The sequence below is a fragment of the Neorhodopirellula pilleata genome (genome assembly GCF_007859915.1).
GTDB lineage: Bacteria > Planctomycetota > Planctomycetia > Pirellulales > Pirellulaceae > Rhodopirellula > Rhodopirellula pilleata.
In genome coordinates, this window is the sequence record NZ_SJPM01000002.1 from 109,797 (window position 1) to 127,776 (window position 17,980).

Below are 17,980 nucleotides of genomic sequence, written 5' to 3' on the forward strand. Positions count from 1 at the left end.
TTCAATCCTCAGTATGTATCCCTCGCTTACGCTGCGGGTTACGATGCGAACTAAATCAACACGTTGGTGAGCGAGGGATGAGTCAATCTCAATGATCCCTCGCTTACGCTGCGGGTTACGAAGAAAGTGCAACTTCAAAACGGACGCTTCGGGTTTCGATTGTCTTCCTCGATACAAATACCGAAGTCATTCCCGAACATCGCCTCAAAAGTCGACCCGCTCATCCTCGCCGTCGAATCGGGCTTCGAAATCGATCTGAGTCAAGTAGGTTTTTAGCGCGACCATCTCGCGTGCATTGAGTTGGTCTTCGATCATCTCAAGAGCTTCCTCAATGAGATTCACCATGCGATGCACCTTTAGGTAATCCCATTCCCGGTATTTCTCGCCCGGACTTGACCGCTTGGCAAAGGTGTCTTCGATCGGCTTGCGATAGGGCTTGAGCGATTGATGATCCAGGGGTGACGGCCAATAGATTTCGCCCGTCTCACGGTCAAGCTGATGTTCGCCCAGACGATCGGGCGCGCCACGGGCCGCGATTTCGCGGGCGTCCTCGGCGGTAATGTCGATCGGATCATCGACCATTTTATCGCGATATTCGCGTAGTTCGTAATACTGTTCGACTCGCTCCTCGCGGTTTTCCAACCGTAACCGCAGCGCTCGTTGCAACTCTGTCACCGAGAGTGACCTCAGCAGTGCGCCCTTTCCTAAGCCACGAGCCAAGTCGCCACGGGCCTCGAGAATATCACCGGTTGCGGTACCGACATCGCCATGATCGTCGACGTAACCGTCACGGTAAATGCCCGCCCCTAAACCAGGAACGTCAGTTCCAAGATAACCGTCGTCAGCACTCGAACGTGGCGGGCAAGCCACATGAACGAAAACAGCGGAGAAGACGACGAAGAAGGAACGTTTCAGTAATTGTGAATAGCAATACATGACGGAACCTGAACCATGTTGATCGGTGAGTGAACAGTGCGGGCGTGATACTCAGTGTCAACGCAGGCACAAAAAAACTATCTCAGGGGTTGTCGTTTACAAAGGTTGTGTAGTGAGGTAGTTGTGTGAACCAGTAGGGGTCGCAAAGCTCATTCCATTTGAGGGCCAAAGTGTTGGCGGTCGACTGAAGTGTGCGGTTTCGTTTCCGGTTACTGGCATGGCGAATGCTTTACGTGAGGCATTCGCCTGACGTCCGGCGACATCAAGTATCGAACGACCCATGCGAGATCAAACGGAACGACTCATGATTGATTCCCTTCAAGAAAAACTCGAAGCCGCACATCACAATGTTCAAGAAAAGCTCGGCCGCGAACCTGACGGCCGCAATGCAGGAATTGGGAAGACCGAGAACTTGATGGCGTTTGGTGCGGCGATCGCGGCAACTTTTTTAGCTCGCAACGCATTGCAAGCGAGTTGGAAATTCGCGCTCAACCGAGAACCGCCGAAGAACCCGGCGAGTTCCGAGGTGGACTGGAAGGATGCGTTGTTGTGGGGTGCTGTTTCGGGCGCATGTGTTGGTATGGTTCGGATCGCGTCACGGCGTGCGTCCTCGTCGGCTTACCGTAGTTGGAGGTCGCCGGTTTCATGAGCAGCGAGATCGTCGAAACCGAATGCTCGCTAGCGGTCTGTTGATTTAGTCGTTTAACGGCAAGCCGAAGGCGTCGGCGATGCCCCCAATTGACGCCTACGGCTTGCCGTTAAACGAAAAGGGGTCGCGATACCACTAAATCAACAGCCCGCTAGCCGCGTCGGTGCGGGAAATATCGGAATCGTTCCTTCCTCGAATGAAGGAGATTCGGCGATACTTGCATCGACGTCCTGAATTATCCGAACAGGAGTACGAAACCACTCAATTCGTTTGCGAATTAGTGGATGACTTGGGCCTGCAAGCAAACGTCGCTCAAGAAAAACGAGGGGTCACAGTGGATCTCGATTCGGTGGGCGAGGTAAGTCGCCGTCGCGTTGCGGTTCGTGGAGACCTCGACGCATTGCCGATCCAAACACGGTCAACGGCGGAATACGCCAGTCGTCACGACGGCGTCATGCATGCTTGCGGGCACGATGCACACACGGCGATCGTTTGGGGCGTCTTGGCGATCCTGAATGATCTGCAGAAAGTCGGAATCACATGCTCACCCTTTCGAGTCCGCGCGATTTTCCAGCCCGCCGAAGAAACGAGTACGGGGGGCAAACATATGATCGCATCGGGCGCGCTGGAAGATGTCGACTCGGCACTCGCGTTGCACGTGGACCCGACGAGATTGGTCGGGACGATCGGAGTTCGCAATGGACGTCCGTACGACGTTTGTCGATACGATCAGCGGCGACAAAATGGCGGCTCGTTTGATGGCGGCGTCCGACGAGGATTTTGATTTGGAAATGCTCGGCCTAACAACCTCGCACCGCGACGACATCCAAGAGTGGCTAGTCCGACGCGACGGTATCTTGGTCGTGGCGGGGCCGACCGGAAGTGGCAAGACGACGTTGCTGTACACGCTTGCCAAAATGCTCGATACGCCGGAGCAGAGCATCGTGACATTGGAGGATCCGGTCGAGAAACGCTTCGCAACCATGACCCAGATTGAAATCGATTCGGAAAACGGATTGAAGTTCGCCGACGCGATGGTCGCTTCCTTGCGTTTGGATCCCGACTATCTGTTGATCGGCGAAACTCGCGACGAGGCAACTGCAAACGCTTCGGTGGCGGCCGCCAATAGCGGTCGCACGCTGTTGACATCGATGCACTGCAATGATGCCGTGGGTGTCGTCACGAACTATCGCTTTTGGGACGTCAGCGACCTGGAGATTGCAACGTCGTTACGCTTCGTTATCTCGTCGCGATTGGTGCGAAAACTCTGTGATCACTGCAAAACCGAGAAGCCACTGGACAGTTCGGATGCTGCTTGGCTAGAGAATCGCGAAATCAATCTTTCGAAATCGATGGGCTCCGTCGGTTGTTCCCATTGTCATCACACTGGATACAGGGGTCGGATCGGAATCCACGACTTATGGCGGATCAATGCGGAGACGTCCAAAGCGATCCGCGCCGGGATCGACGTGAGTGAATTGCGACCTTCGGGCAACCGCACGTTGTTGCAACAAGGAATCGACCGGGTTCGCGAAGGCATCACGACGGTCGAGGAGCTCCGCCGGGCAGGCTTAAGTTAACCAAGTAGGCAGCGTCAAAGTAGGCTGCGTCGAGTAGGCTGGGTCGAGTAGGCTGGGTCGCAGCGATAGCGGAGACCCGGCACCAACCCACTACCCACTAAGCCTTTGTGCACCGATAAACAAACGCAGGTGGCAAGTTTCGCCAAACCGTGGGGCTTCGTTCGACCGAATCGAAACTGGTCCGCAGGCGTTTGGAAAACCGCATGCCAGCCGGTAAGACAACACCTTGCCAGTAAGCGAAGGTCGCAAATCGGCCGCCCGGACGCAGGACGTTCATCGTCGCATCGAGAATGCTCGCTTGAAGTGATTCCGGGAACGACGCCCAGGGCAATCCGCAAATGATCGCATCGACTTGCTGCATGCCTTTGGCTTGGCACAGTCGCTCAACTTCGGCGGCCGAGTCTTCAAACACCTCGACGCCGGGACATTGGGCACGGGTGATGCGAGCCAATTCAGCCGAGCGTTCGATAGCAAAGAAGTTCGCGTCGGGATGCAGTCGTCGGTGAACGGCCTGGGTAAAAACGCCTGTTCCCGGTCCATATTCGACGATGTTGCGGGCCGTGTCCCAATCGAACCAATCGACCATCACGTCGACCAAACCCTGACTGCTCGGGGCGATCGCGCCGACGGCAGTCGGATTGCGAGCAAAATTCTTTAAAAACGTCCACGCCGAAGATCCGGCGGCGTCGGGGGGGCTGGCGTCGGAGATGTTTCGGCTTCCTTTGCGAGTGGGCGATCCGCGTAAGTTACCGTATCAAGGCCGATCGGGGAATCGATTCTAGGAATCGAGATCGTCTTCGGCGACCTCGACGTTAAGCCCGCGCAGGACTTCGGAGAGTTTTGCTTCCAAGTCATCCAATTGAGCCAGCACGTCGTCCTGGCGGCGCTCGAGATCCGCCAAAAGTTGACCGGGAGCATCGTCTTGAGGACCGGATAAAGACAAGGGGAACATAGACCACCCGAAGAAGAAGGTTTTGACGATCAACGGCTCGAATGCGATCCGCTTCCGGTGGTGACGATCGGCGGTTTCGTAACGACAATCGCATCGTCGGTGGGGTCATGACGGTGGTCCGAGTGAGGCAATTTTTGACGGTTGTATGGCTGGCAGCGGTTGTGCGGAATTTGATATCAGTGGATCGAAAGAGTCGGTTTTTGCGCCGATCGAAGTGAATACGCCGGTTCCGAAAGGTGGCATGAGGGTGACGACGAGCCGTCAAAGCGGGCTTGCTCGAAATCGCCGGTGGGTCGTGATGGCCCTCGTCGCGTCGTTCACCGCTGCGCCGCCGTTGGGTTGCCGGGCCATCGTCAAATTCGGCGAAAGTCGCCAATCGGTCGCCGCCCGACGTTTATCCCGCCAAGGCCTCACGGCGGCCAAGCAGGGGGATTGGAAGTCCGCCGAAACGTTGTTCAGCGAAGCACTCGACGTTTCCGGCAGCAACGACGCCGCCCACCGGGGTCTGGCGGAAACCTTGTGGCAACGTGGCCAAACCGAAGACGCGATCAAGCATCTCCGCCAAGCCGTCCAGCTCAGTGCGGGCGATCCCAAGCATTTGCAACGGCTCGGGCGGATGTACCTGGAACTCGGACGGGTCGACGAAGCGGCTCGGCAGTGCGAGATCGCCCTGCAATCCGACCGAGAGTGGGCCGCCGTGTGGGCGCTTTGGGGGGATTGCGAAGCGGCTCGCAACCGCCTCGATTCTGCCTTGGCGGCTTATCATCGAGCACTCTCGCTGCAACCTGATTACCCGTACGCCCAAATTCAAGCCGCCGAGATCTATCATCAACAAGGTCGTCACGACCGATTGCTCGCGACCTTGGACCGGCTTCACCCCGACCACGACGCGGCGGAAGCGGTCAACGGTAGTCAAATGGACGGACGGCTGATTGCCGGACGTTCGGAATTATTGCGTGGACTGGCGATGCGGGAAGTGGGGCGATTCGACGAAGCGAAACGCTATTTAATGGCGGCCGCCCGCAAAAATCCGACCGACGTGACAGCCCGGCTGCAACTGGCAGCCTCGGCGATTTCCACCGGGCAAACGTCGACGGCCCAAACTTGGTTGGCCGAAGCCATGCAAATCGACCCGGAAGCCGTCGCGGCTTCCGGATGGGTCCGCACCAGTATCGATGCCTCGGTCATCGACGCCGCACTGGCCGAGGACTTCTCGACCCGCGAAGAGCAACGCGGATCGCCGATGGAGTTTCCAATGGAGCGACTACCAAGCGCTCGCGTGGCTACGACAGCGGATGGGTTTGAGTGAAGAGTGAAGAGTGAAGAGTGGAGAGTGGAGAGTTAGGAGTTAGGAGGGTTGACGGCTTGCGATCCGGCTGCCGACGAAGGACATTGATACCGTCAGGCCTCCGGCAAGCCAAAAAACGATTCGCCAAACCTACAGACTCTCCACTCTCCACTCTCCACTCTCCACTCTCCACTCTCCACTCTCCACTCTCCACTCTCCACTCTTCACTCTTCACTCTTCACTCTTCACTCTTCACTCTTCACTCTTCACTAATGTCCAACACTTCGCTTCATTTCTCATGGCATTGGGAGGACACCCTAATCGCGGGGAAATTGCGTCCTTTGGCGGCGGCGTCGGACCCCGATGGGATGCTGTTGGACGCTTGTCGTCGTCAAGACGAAGGCGAACAAGGCGTGATCGATCCGTTTTGGGCGACGACTTGGCGGGCCGCTTCGGGGTTGGATCGGTATCTCGACCGGGTGGATATTTTCAACCGGCGGGTGCTCGAAGTCGGTTGTGGTACCGGACATGCAGGCATCGCTGCGGCGCTGCGCGGAGCCCACGTGACGATGACCGACGGAGTGGACGACCCGCTGCATTTGGTTCGATTGAGTCTGGCGAGATTGGGGCTCAAGGCGGAGGTGCGGGTGTTTCGTTTGGGCGAAGACACGATTCCGGGTGATCCGTTTCCGTTTATCCTCGGCAGTGACGTGACTTACCTCCGCGAACTTTGGCCGGGCCTGTTGGCGACCGCCGAAACTCATTTGGCCGACGACGGGCAAATGCTGCTCAGTGACCCGCAACGAGTCATCGGTAACGAGTTCCGCGAGTGGATCGCCGACAAACCTTGGGACTACCATGAAGAAACAATCGCATTGGAAGACGACCCCGGCCATCCGATCCGCATCATGCGTTTGACGCGATCTCGTTGAAAAGCAATGAACGATTCATGAACATCTTGCCCGCCTCTGCGTTTCCTGATCCTGAACAAATCGAACCACTCGATTTCCTTGTGATCGCGCCACATCCCGACGACGCCGAAATCGGCATGGGCGGCACCATCATGCGAATGATCGATCAAGGCATGCGGGTCGGCGTGTTGGACTTGACCAGTGGTGAACCGACGCCGCACGGCAGCATGGAAATCCGCGCCAAAGAAACCGCAGCGGCGACCGAGATCATGAAGTTGACCTGGCGAGGCAACGCCGGGTTGGCCAACCGGGCCCTCGAGAACACGCTGGCCGCTCGCCAGCAAATTGCCTCGTATGTTCGTTGTCTGCGACCGCGATGGTTGTTCGCGCCGTACTATCACGACGCACATCCAGATCACCTGGCGGCGACCTTGTTGACCGAGGCCGCTCGTTTTCACGCCAAGTTGTCCAAGACCGACATGCCGGGACCACGGCACCATCCCGAGCGATTGTACTATTACTTTTGCATCCACTTGCGGTTGGCGGTGCAACCGGGATGGATCGTCGACATTTCGGAGCAATGGGATCGAAAAATGCAAGCGGTGCGAGCCTACGAAAGTCAAATGATCACCGGACGTCCCACCGAACCGCCCACGATCCTCGATCGCATTCGTGACGAAGGCGCTCATTGGGGACGATTGATCAATCGTAACTACGGTGAACCGTTTGATACCAAGGAACCTCTCGCGATGACCAGCCTCCGTGACCTGCTCTAAACGCCAAACCGATGCCTGATCTAATCGCACAGGGGACCGAACGTGATTCACGTTGGCGGCGGGGGTTACCTGAGTTGGCCGCCGGTCGCGACGTTTTGATCGGTCGCGAGCCGAGAACTTCCTTTGAGGTGGCGCAGCGTCGACACGTCGCGGCGATCCCGTGGTCCATTCCATGGGACAAAACGATCTCGCGACACCACGCCGTCTTGACTCTACTTGAGGGCGACCGAGTTCGAGTTACCAAAGACCCGCGCGGACGCAATCCGATTTTCTATCGTGGTCAACCTCGGGAGACTTTCGTCGTCGTTCCCGGTGAACACTTCGTCATCGGCGAGACCACCTTCACACTCGCCCGACGTCCGGGCTTCACCGCCGGCGTGTCCCCCGCACAAACGGGAGCCGATCAGGCCGTGTCCGTTCGCCGTGGAAACGCACCGGAGGGTGATACTTCGAAAGCTGCGGAGGGTTTCACCCCTGGTGGCGATGCGGACACCGGTGACGCTTCCGGTTTGCCAATGAATCCTCCGGCGGTTCCGATGGGCGATGTGACCGAGATGGCGTTTGCCGCCTCGGCACTGCGGCAGCGAAGTTTCCGCGATACCCAAACGCGGATCGACCTATTGGCCCGATTGCCGGACTTGGTCGCCGGCAGTGTCGGTGACGAAGAATTGTTCGCCCGCGTTACCGATGCTCTCTTGCGAGCGACACCGTCAGCGTCGGCCGTGGCGATCGTCAAAGCCTCCCTACCCGACGAATCACACGGAACGTCCCAAGACGTCGGATCGAATTCGCAGTCGATGCGGATACTGCACTACGACGTCCGCGACAACCAAACCGAGTCCCAAGACGTCAGCTCCAAGCTCGTCGCCGCGACGCTGCGTCGACGTGAAAGTGTGTTGCATCTATGGGAAGCGAATGATCACGCGATCGCGAACCAGTACACCGCGATGGCCAACGTCGACTGGGCGTTCTGCGTGCCGCTGCGCAGCGATGCGTGTCGCGGTTGGGTGCTCTATGTCACCGGCAGTCGCTCGTCGATCGCCGCGAGCGGTCAACGAACCGACGATACCAAGTCGATCATCGACCGACTCAGCGACGACGTCAAATTCGCCGAAGTCGTCGGTTCATTGATCTCGGGGATTCGACAAACGAATCATTTTCAGCAACGTCACGCGGCGATGCGACGGTTCTTTGCGCCGGTCGTGCTCGACGCCATCGCGGGCAAAGATTCCGAATCATGGTTGCAACCTCGCGAGTGCAACCTGTCGGTGATGTTTTGTGACCTACGAGGTTTCTCGCAAACCTCGGAAGTCCACAGCGATCAATTGCTCGTGCTACTCGAACAAGTCAGTGCGGCGTTGGGCGTGATGACCAAGCATATCCTCGAAACCGAGGGCGTGATCGGAGACTTTCACGGCGACGCGGCAATGGGCTTTTGGGGATGGCCCTTACCGCTGTCCGGTTCGATCGACCCCAAACTCGCGGCGACCTTGGCCGCGGCCAACGCCGCGTCGGCGATCCGCCGCGATTACGCGCGAGGCGATTCGGTCTTTCGTTGCGGTATCGGAATCGCATCCGGCCCCGCCGTCGCCGGCCGGATCGGTACGGTGGATCAAGTCAAAGTCACCGCGTTCGGCCCGGTCGTGAATCTGGCCAGCCGGTTGGAAGGATTGACGAAGGTGTTCGGCGTTGAGGTCTTGGTCGATCAGGTCACGGCGAATCGTTTGATCGATTGCCAAAAGGAATTACCAGACGATGCGCCCGAGCGTGTGATCTTGCGTTATCTGGGGCGAGTCCGCGTGGCCGGGATCAAGACGGCCGTCGAATTGCATCAACTCGTCGTGCCGATCGAGGGGCAGCCCACACTTGATGAAACCCAACGTCGCCAATCCAAGTCGGCCTGGGACGCGTTCACCGCCGGAGACTGGGATTCGGCCTACGAGCAATTGCACCGGCTTCCCGCCTGGGATCGTCCGAAAGATGTTTTGCTACAAAAAATCCTCACCCATCACCGAACCGCGCCACCAGGTTGGGATGGTGTTCTTGAGTTTGGGAAGTAAGCAGGTGCCCAAATTCAAGAACGGAGTTAGTTTGAAGGTAGAGTCGAACCGTAACCAAGTTTGGGATTCATACTGAGTCCAGATTCCGGTTTAAGTTTAAGTTTAAGTTTAAGTTTAAGTTTAAGTTTAGGTTTAGGTTTAGGTTTAGGTTTAGGTTTAGGTTTAGGTTTAGGTTTAGGTTTAGGTTTAGGCGGAACGGAGGTTTGCTTCTTCAATTACCCTTGCGTCAGCGAACCACTCTTCACTCTTCACTCTTCACTCTTCACTCTTCAATCTTCAATCTTCAATCACTGCGCCTTCGATTTCGTTCCGCGGCTGCTGAAAATGATCGCTTGTCCGTCCATCAACGGTCGGGCGGCGGTTGCGAAACCTCGAGCATAGAGATGTTCTTTCAAACGTCGCAGTTCCGCGAAACTGTCTTCGAAAACCCAGACTGTGATGGTCGTCGACGCGGGGTCGCGGCCGGCCAATTCGATGTCCAAGAAACTGCTCGAACCGAGTACCTGCTCGATCGGCTGGCCGACCGATTCGTTGATCGGTTCGAACGCGATTGCGCCGATGCGACCGGCCATGGTGGTCACGATTTGACCGTTGCGGTTGGCTCGTCCGATTTGCCGTTCGATCACAAAGTTCGCGATGTAATCCCGCAGCGGGCCGACCGACGACGTCGCGGCCCCTTCCCGCGTGAGCATTCGTTGGGCATCTTCGCGGACTTGTTTGAGTAGCGGCTCGACCGGAATGACGGACAACCGACCGGATTTCAAACGGAAGTCGATTTCATCGCCGAAAACGGTCTTAGCCATCGGCGTCGGCAGATGTTCGACCGCGACGAGTGGGGCCTCTTGATTGGCCAATCGTTCTTTTGTACCGGCTAATTCGGCGATCTGTGATTCGGTCTCGCGGATTTCTCGTTGTCGCTTGGCGATCAAGACTTGGGATTGATCCAATTCGGCTTGCTTTTCTTTCCACGCCTCTTCGGCGATCGTGACCAAGTCGAGCAATTGCCCGCGGGCTTGGCGGAGTTGTTCGATCTGGCGATCGTATTGTTTCAGATTGGCTTCGAGCCGCAACGAATCCCGTTGCGCCGTGGCGGCTTGGATCGCGATCTCGCCGAGACGATCGAGTTGCGTCTGCGATGCGTACTTGCCCGGAGGCGTCGGGCCGAGTTCTTCGACGAGGTCCTCCGGAGAATCGATCAACAGATCAGTGACGCGTTGAGTTTGCGTTCCCAACACGACGACCAAGATGATCAAGATGCCGACCAAATTGGCAACGATATCCAGGAACGCATCGTGTCCCATGTCCATCGTGGTGCGACGACGTCCTTGTTGGCTCATGGCGTCCTCCGATTGATTTCGACGCCGCTGCCCTTCATCAACGATTCCAGTTCATGGAAGCGTTGTTCGGCGTGCGGTCCGACCTGCACGTCCAGTCGTGGTTGCCAACGGCCACCGGGTAACGTGGCACCCCAACCGGCGACGCGGTCACGGACGGCGGTGGCCAATTGGATCGTTGATTGATAAACGTCTCCGCGATGGAATGGGAACGTTGCCACGACGCGTCCTTGTTCGAGCAACTCGTAACGATCGTGGTGACAGATCATCGAGATCGGCCGAACGACTTCGGTGCCGCCCATCCCGCGGAACGCTTCGGGCATCGCCCAATCACGACCTTCGCGTCGAACCTGATTTTGGTTCGACGACGAGTTCATCGTCACCGACGGATTTGCCGGGTCGGTCGAATCCATCGGAGGTGGCGGTTGCGACGATGGTTCGCCGCCGGGCGAACCCGACGGCGGCGAAGCGTTGGTTGTTGATGCCGTGTTGGCGGACGCTGAAGCATTCGCTTGGTTGTTCATTTGTGCGTTCGAAGCCAATTGCTGGGGCATCGCCAGGTTGCCACTCGGTGCCATCGCAGTCCCACCGGCGACACTTCCGTCGGCCGCCGAACGCTCGCTTTCGCCCGGACCGCTCGGATCGGATGCACTGTCTTGCGTGAGGCTTTCGGATCCCTTCCCGCCCGACCCGCTCCCGTCGGATTCACCAGATTCGGATCCGTCAGATTCTGGGCCGCCATCGAGGTCCGCCGAGGTCCGGCCTTTCAGAAAATCGTTGAGGGCTTCTGATTGCGAGTTCAGCTTTCCGTCCGAACCGAACGCGCCGCCACTCGGAGGCGATGTCATCCCGAACGCGTTGGCGAACCGTTGATCTCGGGCGGGCGAGAAACCGTTCGAGAGAGCTTGTTGATCCAGACTTTTGGCCGATAGAACAGGCAATGGTTTGGCCGGTTCTATTTGAGCGGTGGAAGTGCCCGCGGGCGTGGTTTGTCCGGCTGTCGCGTTACCGCCGAAACCGTTACCACCGAAACCGTTGCTGCCCGACGCCGACGGACGCGTCGTTGGCAAACCGTCATAGCTACCGCCGCTTCCATCGCCGTTGCCGTTGCCGCTTCCCCCGCCACCGCGGGCGAACATGAAGTTTCGCGAGGACGCCTCATGGATCGCGTATTCGAGGTCTTTGCGCAAGACTTGATCGCCACCGGGAAACGCCAAGTCGACTTCGCCGGGAACAAGTTCATAGCCGTATTGATCGTCCCAATCCTTCATCAAAGCGCTGGCCATATGGAACATGCGAATCCCGCCGGGACGAACGATCAACAACGGATACGGGGCGACCTGATCGCCATAGGCCTGCATCGCGTGACGACGGGCGACCCGCAATGCCGAACCCAACGGGTTCGCGTTCGGGTTTTCCGATTCGGCGGCGGCGAGAGCTTGAGTTTTGGTAATCCGTGCGCCTTCGGGCATGATGCGAATTTCGTCGGCGGTGCATTCAACATAGATCGGTCGTCGCTGCGTCCCGTTGGGACCCCGGTGGGGGACGATCACGACGCGAGGTTTCTTGCCGCGTTCATTGGATTCGAGTTCTTTGATGTCGGCTCGCAGTTTGGCGACCTCGTCCTGCATCATCACGAGTGTGGAATCGTCGACCTTCATCGCTTGGTCTGGGTCGAGACCGCCGGTGGCCGTTTCGACTTCGTCCTTGAGACTTTCTAGTCGCTTCTTCAAATCGCGAATGGCGTCTTCTAAAACTGCCACTTCGTTACGTTTGGTTTCAGCGTCTTGGGTTTGTTCGTCGCGGAACGAAACCAATTGCTGCACGCGAAATTGTTCTTCCTCGATCAACCGTGATGCCGCATCGAGCGTAAGCTCGGGCGGGGCGTCTGGTCGCTCGGGCGCAGAAGTTGGTACCATCTTCGACTGTTTGATCTGTTTTGCGTGCGCGACGGCGGCGTCTTTGGCTTCTTGAGCGACGAGCGCGAGCAACAAGATCAGCGTTCCTAGTGTGCAAACGAGCACGGCGAGGAACGGAAACAGCGAAGGGGATAGTCCGGCTTTTCGCCGACTCATGCCGCACGTCCTAGTCGTTGGTCACGGGCTGACTCGACGGGTTCGCTCGCGTTCGCGGCGGAGGCGTCCACAACTCGGGGCGCGTTCTTCTCGGGCAAACGCGTCGACAGGATATCGACCGCGCGGGCGAGCGTGGTCATGGCTTTGGCCATAGCCGGATCGATGTCAGTGGCCTTGAATTCATGCTCGCTCGCTTGCGTTTGGCGAGTGGCCAGTGTCGTCATTGCTTCGACGTGCGTCAGCAAAGTTCGGCGATGCGTTTGGACTTCGATCGCGGTCTCTTGCAGTGCGTCGCGCCACGCGGCGGTCTGTTCTCGCAATGCCAAGTTGACCGAACTGGCGGCACCGTCGAGTTTGCCGATCGTCTGTTCGATGCGGTCGGCATGATGTGTCAGGGCCGGCTGCATGGCCGCTTGCAGCAAACGCCGGAACTGTTCGGCACCTTCTTGGTGTTGGGTCCGCCAAGCCGCTTGGGCTTCCTCAATTGTTTCTTGCCACAGTTTGGCTTGGGTCGACAGTGACTGCGCGATGGCGACTTCGATGCCCCGGCACAAATGCGTGACCAATTCCGTTTGGCTGTCGCCGGGGTCGTCCGAAGGCAGACCTGCCGAGACCAATTTGCGAACGCGGGCGTCGATGTCGGCGAGCAAGCTTTGCTGGCCTCGTTCAACCGGGAATTGCAAAAAGATCGCCACGACCGAGAGGACCAAACCGATCGCCGTGGTATCGAACGCCACGTACAGACCGCTTTTGAGTCGATCGACGGCGGCCGTCCCGTCGGTGAAATCCAAGCCACCGAGGGTTTGCGTGATCCCGATGACGGTACCGAGGAACCCCAACATCGGGATGGCCCACACGATGATGCGAATCAGACCCAAGGAATCGTGCGCGTCGTCGGCGTCACGGATCGAAAGTTCGCGTAGATCCTCCGGAAGATCTCCGGTGGTCGTGCGGTGGGATTGGCGCGTCAGGATTTCGTCGAGCCGGCTGACGATGCGGCTGTGTCGGGTCGCTTCGGGTAATTCCGCCAAGGCCGTTTGCCAGCTCCGGGCGATCAGACCGGCGTTGTTTTGTCGTTGCCAAATTTCAGTGGGCGATCGGTCGGCGGCGTCCTCGGGGGGCGGCATTAAGTCGTCGTCGCGGAGCATCCGCATCGCGGTTCGTTGGCTGGCCGTTTGCATCGCCTTGAACGCGAGAATCGACACGGCGATACAAAACAGCGTGGTCGCGGCGACGGCGACCGGGTGGCCCAGGAAATAGCGATTTAGCGGTGCCCAATTAACGGCGTAAAGGAACGCATAAAAGACTCCAGTGCCGATCAGACCGACCGCGAGCGGTGTCAGCTTTTGGATGATGCTGATCTCGCCGGCCGAGATTCGCACGTCTCGCGATTCGGGCGGGTTGCCGATTTTGCTAGCGGGTTCAATGGTTGCATCGCGGGGCGTCGTCGGCATGTTGATTTCGCTGGATGGAGTCATCTGGATGTCGATTCCGGTCGAGTAGAGGGCACGCACCACGGTTTAGATCGACCGTTAATACCGAACTTCTTGATCTAATCGTCACAAATTGACTCGGTGCGGCGACTCGATTAGTTATCAAAGTCGCCAGTCTCGGGACAAGCCACGCTTTGGAATCGCAGTTCCGCGGTCGCCTTGGGAGCGGTATCGTTCCGACTCGCAAATGGGAATCAATGTCCGGAAAAACTGTTTCAATAGCCGCGTTTTGAAGGTCCAGGCTTGCGTAATTGGTCGATGTTTTCGATCTTGTAGGGTTGTGTCGGAATCGCTTTCAGGCGGATTCGGCACCTTGAGAATCTCGACCCAAGGAAGTTTTTTTGGCGTATAATCGGAACTATGGTCCCGCAAGTCTTGATTACCGACGACGACGCTTCCTACCGCGAGGTGCTGTGCGATGCACTGGTTCGCCGGGGATTGCGTTGTTACCAAGCCGCCGACGGGGCCGAAGCCCTGCGGGTGATTGAACGCGAACCGATCCACATGGCATTGGTCGATGTCCACATGCCCAACGTCACCGGATTGGAAGTCATTGCGGTGTTGGCCCGACGTGCCGAACGGATGCCCTACGTTTTAATGAGTGCCATGATGGACGAAGAAATCGAACGCGAGGCCGCGAGGATGCGGGCCTACAAGATCCTCCGCAAGCCGATTCGGCTGCAAGTATTACGCGACATCGTCTGCGGCGGCTTGGCCGAGACGTATGGGTGGCGTCCGTCTTGAACTACCCTCTGTTGCTACGGTTTCTGGGGACGATCTGCCTGCTGATCGGCGGGTCGATGGCCTTCAGCGTCCCATTCGCATTTCCAGCCTTGGCCGAGCGGACCCATCTGCCGCCCGCCGACGCCGTCGAAACCGATGCGATGTATGGGCTGCTGGCGAGCATGATCGTGTGCTTCAGCGTCGGGTTGTTCTTTCGTTTTTTGGGGCGATCGCACCGTCCCGGTGGCCAATTGTTTCGCAAAGAAGCGATGGCCATCGTCGGTTTGTCGTGGGTCAGCGCCACCGTTTTGGGCGCATTGCCGTATTACTTCAGCGGCACCCAAACGGCGACCGGGGCCCCGATCACGTTCATCGAAGCGATGTTCGAATCGCAGTCCGGGTTCAGCACGACGGGCGCGACGGTCCTGACCGATTTGGAATCACCCGATCTGGTGCCCCACTGCATTTTGTTTTGGCGTTCATGGACGCACTTTCTTGGCGGACTGGGCATCGTCGTTTTGTTTGTCGCGATTCTCGGCCAAGGCTCCGCGGGCAAGGCGATGATGCGAGCCGAAATGCCGGGGCCGACCAAAGACGGTTCGATGCCGCGGATGCAACACACGGCGCTCGCTTTCGCCGCGATCTACGTCGGGCTCAACGTCGTATTGACGATCATCTACCGATTCGAAGGCATGAGCATGTTCGATGCTCTGTGTCATGCCTTCGGCACGATGGCCACGGGTGGGTTCAGCACCTACAACCGATCGCTCGGCGGATTCGACAGCCCGCTGATCGAAACGACCACGATCGTTTTCATGGTGTTGGCCGGAACCAACTTCACGCTGTTGTATCTGACGTTGATCGGGCGTTGGCCGCGATTGGTCAATGATGTGGAGTTCAAGGTTTACGGCGGAATCATTGCGGTCGTCACATTGGGCGTCGTGTTCTTTGGCATGAGGGCGGGTGACGACGGATTCGAGACCTTCGGATCGGCGATCCGCAACGGCTTGTTTCAGGTCGTCACGATCATCACGACGACCGGGTACGGCACCGCCGATTTCGATACTTGGAACAATTTCGGTCGCGGTATTTTGTTGCTGTTGATGTTTGTCGGCGGTTGTGCCGGCAGTACCGGTGGTGGAATGAAGGTGATCCGGCACGTTTTGTTCTACAAAATTCTGCGATTGGAGATGGAGCGCGCCCACCGACCCCGAGTGATTCGGCCATTAAGGGTCAGCGGCCAACCGGTCGACGATCCGCAATTGGCCCACAATATCCTGTTGTACTTCTGTTTGATCCTGGCAATTTTTGTGTTTTCGTGGCTTTCGCTGGTCACCTTCGAGCCCAATTCGACGTGGGGCGTGATCGATAGTGACGTGGCGAACACCTCGGAGGTCGGTAAAGAGTTGTTGAAGGGGACGCTTGATGACAAACTGTTGGATAGCGCCAGCGCCGTCGCCGCGACGCTCAACAACATCGGCCCCGGCCTCGGCGTGGTCGGGCCGACTCGCAATTACGCCGGGTTCAGCCAAGGTGCGAAGTTGCTTTTCGTGTGGTTGATGATGCTCGGACGCGTCGAAATTTTTAGTGTCTTGTTGTTATTCGTACCGTCGTTTTGGCGAAGGGTGTGAGATGTCCCGAACACATTACCAACGCGTCGCCCCGACCTTGTCGGCGTTTTTGATCTTGGCGTTTGCCTGGCCGTCGTTAGCCCCCTCTCAGGAAGCGACCCCAGACGCGTCTCAAGACTCCAATGCAGAGGTGGCGGCCGAGCCGGTCGGTCGGAAACGCACCGCGATCATCCTTCCTTTCGAATCGGACATCAATCCGATCAGCGGGGCACTCTTGAAACGGCGGTTCCAGGATGCCGTGGAATCGGGCGAGGTCGATGTGATTATCTTGGACATCAACTCGCCCGGCGGGTTTACCTTTGTCACGTTCGAATTGATGGACATGGTGTTGGAAGCCAAGAACGTCGAAACGGTCGCCTACATCGAGAAAGACGCCATCAGTGGCGCGGCACTACTCGCCCTTTCGACGGATACGATCTTGATGAAACCCGATGCCCGGATGGGCGACGCCGGCGAAATCGTCATGGGCCAAGATGGCGCGTTCCGTTACACCGAAGCCAAAAGCCGCAGCGTGCTGGCGCAGAAAGTTCGCGACACCGCTGCGGCGACCGGGCGTCCGGTCGCACTCGCGGAAAAAATGACCGACAAAGACATGGTCGTCTACAGCGCTACCAACACGAACACCGGAGAAACCCGTTTTCTGAGCGACAAAGAACATGCGTCGATGGAAGACGCCGACCAATGGGAATTGGGCAGGCCGATTCGTGAGGCCGGCAAGGAGATGTTCTTCACCGTCAACGGCCGCCGCGCCGTCGAGTTGGGCATGGCGGATCAAACGGTCAGCGGTCGGGACGAACTCGCCCGTGTGCTCAACGTGTCGACGCCGATTCCCGTCGTCGAAGGCACTTGGGTCGACGCGCTGGTGATGTTCTTGAATTTCAAATTCGTGACATTCTTACTGTTGTTGATCGGACTGATCGGATTGGCGACCGAACTGAGTGCTCCCGGTTTGGGCGTCGGAGGCGTGGTCGCGGTGGTGTGTTTCGGCCTGTTCTTTTGGAGCCGGTTCTTGGGTGGCACGTCGGGTTGGTTGGAGGTCCTGTGTTTCGGGATCGGGATCTTGTTCATCGGTGCGGAGATCTTTGTCATTCCAGGCTTCGGGGTCGCCGGCATTGCCGGGTTAACCCTCACGCTTGGATCACTCGTCATGGCGTCGCGTCGATTCACGATGCCCGGCGGCACGGGCGTCGATTGGAACGCATTGGGAACCGATGTCACCGTCGTGGTGGGGGCGTTTTTGGGGTTCTTGGTCGCGGCGATGATCCTGGCTAGCTACATGGGCAGCATTCCGGGGCTGAACCGGTTGACGTTGCAAGCCGAAGTGGATTCGTCTGGCGTCACGTTGACCGACACAACCCCTTCGTGGCAACGCGTTCAACTCGGACAACACGGTACGACGGTCTCGCCGTTGCGGCCGGGCGGTCGGATCCAGGTCGACGAGATGATGGTCGACGTCGTGACCGAAGGTGACTACGTCGATTCCGGCCAAACCGTACGTGTGATCGCCAAGCAAGGAGCCCGCGTCGTCGTCCGGGTCGTTGTGGACGCACCCACGTCTGAAGCGTGAGTTGT

The 17,980-nt window shown here is 58.0% G+C and carries 16 protein-coding genes; 10 read left to right on the forward strand and 6 right to left on the reverse strand.

Annotated elements, in window-relative coordinates; translation table 11 throughout:
- Window positions 1-204 precede the first annotated feature (204 nt).
- Window positions 205-936 carry a hypothetical protein gene (locus Pla100_RS05520; RefSeq protein WP_146576710.1) on the reverse strand — a complete coding sequence of 244 codons (732 nt, stop codon included), beginning with the start codon at window positions 934-936 and terminating at the stop codon, window positions 205-207.
- A 304-nt stretch (window positions 937-1,240) separates the two neighbouring features.
- Between Pla100_RS05520 and Pla100_RS05525 the strand changes: the two genes are divergently transcribed.
- From Pla100_RS05525 to Pla100_RS05535, 3 genes are all read left to right on the forward strand, one after another.
- Window positions 1,241-1,585 (forward strand): DUF4235 domain-containing protein, encoded by a 345-nt coding sequence (locus Pla100_RS05525; protein WP_146576711.1) that lies wholly within the window; start codon window positions 1,241-1,243, stop codon window positions 1,583-1,585.
- Window positions 1,586-1,781: 196 nt separating this feature from the next.
- Entirely contained in the window at window positions 1,782-2,369 is a 588-nt protein-coding gene (locus Pla100_RS05530; RefSeq protein ID WP_146576712.1) for an amidohydrolase, read from the forward strand.
- Window positions 2,284-3,165, forward strand: a complete 882-nt coding sequence (locus Pla100_RS05535; RefSeq protein WP_146576713.1) for a GspE/PulE family protein — start codon at window positions 2,284-2,286, stop codon at window positions 3,163-3,165. Before Pla100_RS05530 ends, Pla100_RS05535 begins: the two co-directional genes overlap by 86 nt.
- 97 nt (window positions 3,166-3,262) lie before the next feature.
- On the opposite strand, the gene Pla100_RS05540 is transcribed toward Pla100_RS05535, so the two are convergent.
- Together Pla100_RS05540 and Pla100_RS05545 are read right to left on the reverse strand one after the other, a co-directional pair.
- Window positions 3,263-3,751 (reverse strand): class I SAM-dependent methyltransferase, encoded by a 489-nt coding sequence (locus tag Pla100_RS05540; protein WP_231602757.1) that lies wholly within the window; start codon window positions 3,749-3,751, stop codon window positions 3,263-3,265.
- Window positions 3,752-3,943: 192 nt separating this feature from the next.
- Window positions 3,944-4,150: a hypothetical protein gene (locus tag Pla100_RS05545; RefSeq protein WP_146576715.1), complete on the reverse strand. Its 207-nt coding sequence runs from the start codon at window positions 4,148-4,150 to the stop codon at window positions 3,944-3,946.
- 112 nt (window positions 4,151-4,262) lie between these two features.
- Between Pla100_RS05545 and Pla100_RS05550 the strand changes: the two genes are divergently transcribed.
- From Pla100_RS05550 to Pla100_RS05570, 4 genes are all read left to right on the forward strand, one after another.
- Window positions 4,263-5,426 (forward strand): tetratricopeptide repeat protein, encoded by a 1,164-nt coding sequence (locus tag Pla100_RS05550; protein WP_315853443.1) that lies wholly within the window; start codon window positions 4,263-4,265, stop codon window positions 5,424-5,426.
- Between the two features lie 251 nt (window positions 5,427-5,677).
- Complete coding sequence (locus tag Pla100_RS05560) at window positions 5,678-6,337, forward strand: class I SAM-dependent methyltransferase (RefSeq protein WP_146576717.1); 660 nt, start codon at window positions 5,678-5,680, stop codon at window positions 6,335-6,337.
- 17 nt (window positions 6,338-6,354) lie between these two features.
- Entirely contained in the window at window positions 6,355-7,092 is a 738-nt protein-coding gene (gene bshB1 / locus Pla100_RS05565; protein ID WP_146576718.1) for a bacillithiol biosynthesis deacetylase BshB1, read from the forward strand.
- Between the two features lie 11 nt (window positions 7,093-7,103).
- On the forward strand, window positions 7,104-9,152 hold the full coding sequence (locus tag Pla100_RS05570) for an adenylate/guanylate cyclase domain-containing protein (RefSeq protein ID WP_146576719.1): 2,049 nt from the start codon (window positions 7,104-7,106) through the stop codon (window positions 9,150-9,152).
- A 287-nt stretch (window positions 9,153-9,439) separates the two neighbouring features.
- Here Pla100_RS05570 and Pla100_RS05580 read toward each other — a convergent pair whose 3' ends face one another.
- From Pla100_RS05580 to Pla100_RS05590, 3 genes are read right to left on the reverse strand one after another with little or no spacing between them, the layout of a single operon-like run.
- Window positions 9,440-10,489, reverse strand: a complete 1,050-nt coding sequence (locus Pla100_RS05580) for a hypothetical protein (RefSeq protein WP_146576721.1) — start codon at window positions 10,487-10,489, stop codon at window positions 9,440-9,442.
- Window positions 10,486-12,561 (reverse strand): hypothetical protein, encoded by a 2,076-nt coding sequence (locus Pla100_RS05585; protein WP_146576722.1) that lies wholly within the window; start codon window positions 12,559-12,561, stop codon window positions 10,486-10,488. Before Pla100_RS05585 ends, Pla100_RS05580 begins: the two co-directional genes overlap by 4 nt.
- Window positions 12,558-14,075 (reverse strand): MotA/TolQ/ExbB proton channel family protein, encoded by a 1,518-nt coding sequence (locus Pla100_RS05590; protein WP_231602758.1) that lies wholly within the window; start codon window positions 14,073-14,075, stop codon window positions 12,558-12,560. The genes Pla100_RS05585 and Pla100_RS05590 overlap by 4 nt, the downstream gene beginning before the upstream one ends.
- A gap of 339 nt (window positions 14,076-14,414) precedes the next feature.
- On the opposite strand from Pla100_RS05590, the gene Pla100_RS05595 reads away from it, so the two are divergent.
- From Pla100_RS05595 to Pla100_RS05605, 3 genes are read left to right on the forward strand one after another with little or no spacing between them, the layout of a single operon-like run.
- Window positions 14,415-14,798 (forward strand): response regulator, encoded by a 384-nt coding sequence (locus tag Pla100_RS05595; RefSeq protein WP_146576723.1) that lies wholly within the window; start codon window positions 14,415-14,417, stop codon window positions 14,796-14,798.
- A complete protein-coding gene (locus Pla100_RS05600; RefSeq protein ID WP_146576724.1) occupies window positions 14,783-16,408 on the forward strand; it encodes a TrkH family potassium uptake protein in 1,626 nt (541 codons plus the stop codon). Before Pla100_RS05595 ends, Pla100_RS05600 begins: the two co-directional genes overlap by 16 nt.
- Before the next feature lies 1 nt (window position 16,409).
- Window positions 16,410-17,975, forward strand: coding sequence for an NfeD family protein (locus Pla100_RS05605; protein WP_146576725.1), 1,566 nt, complete (start codon window positions 16,410-16,412; stop codon window positions 17,973-17,975).
- Window positions 17,976-17,980 lie beyond the last annotated feature (5 nt).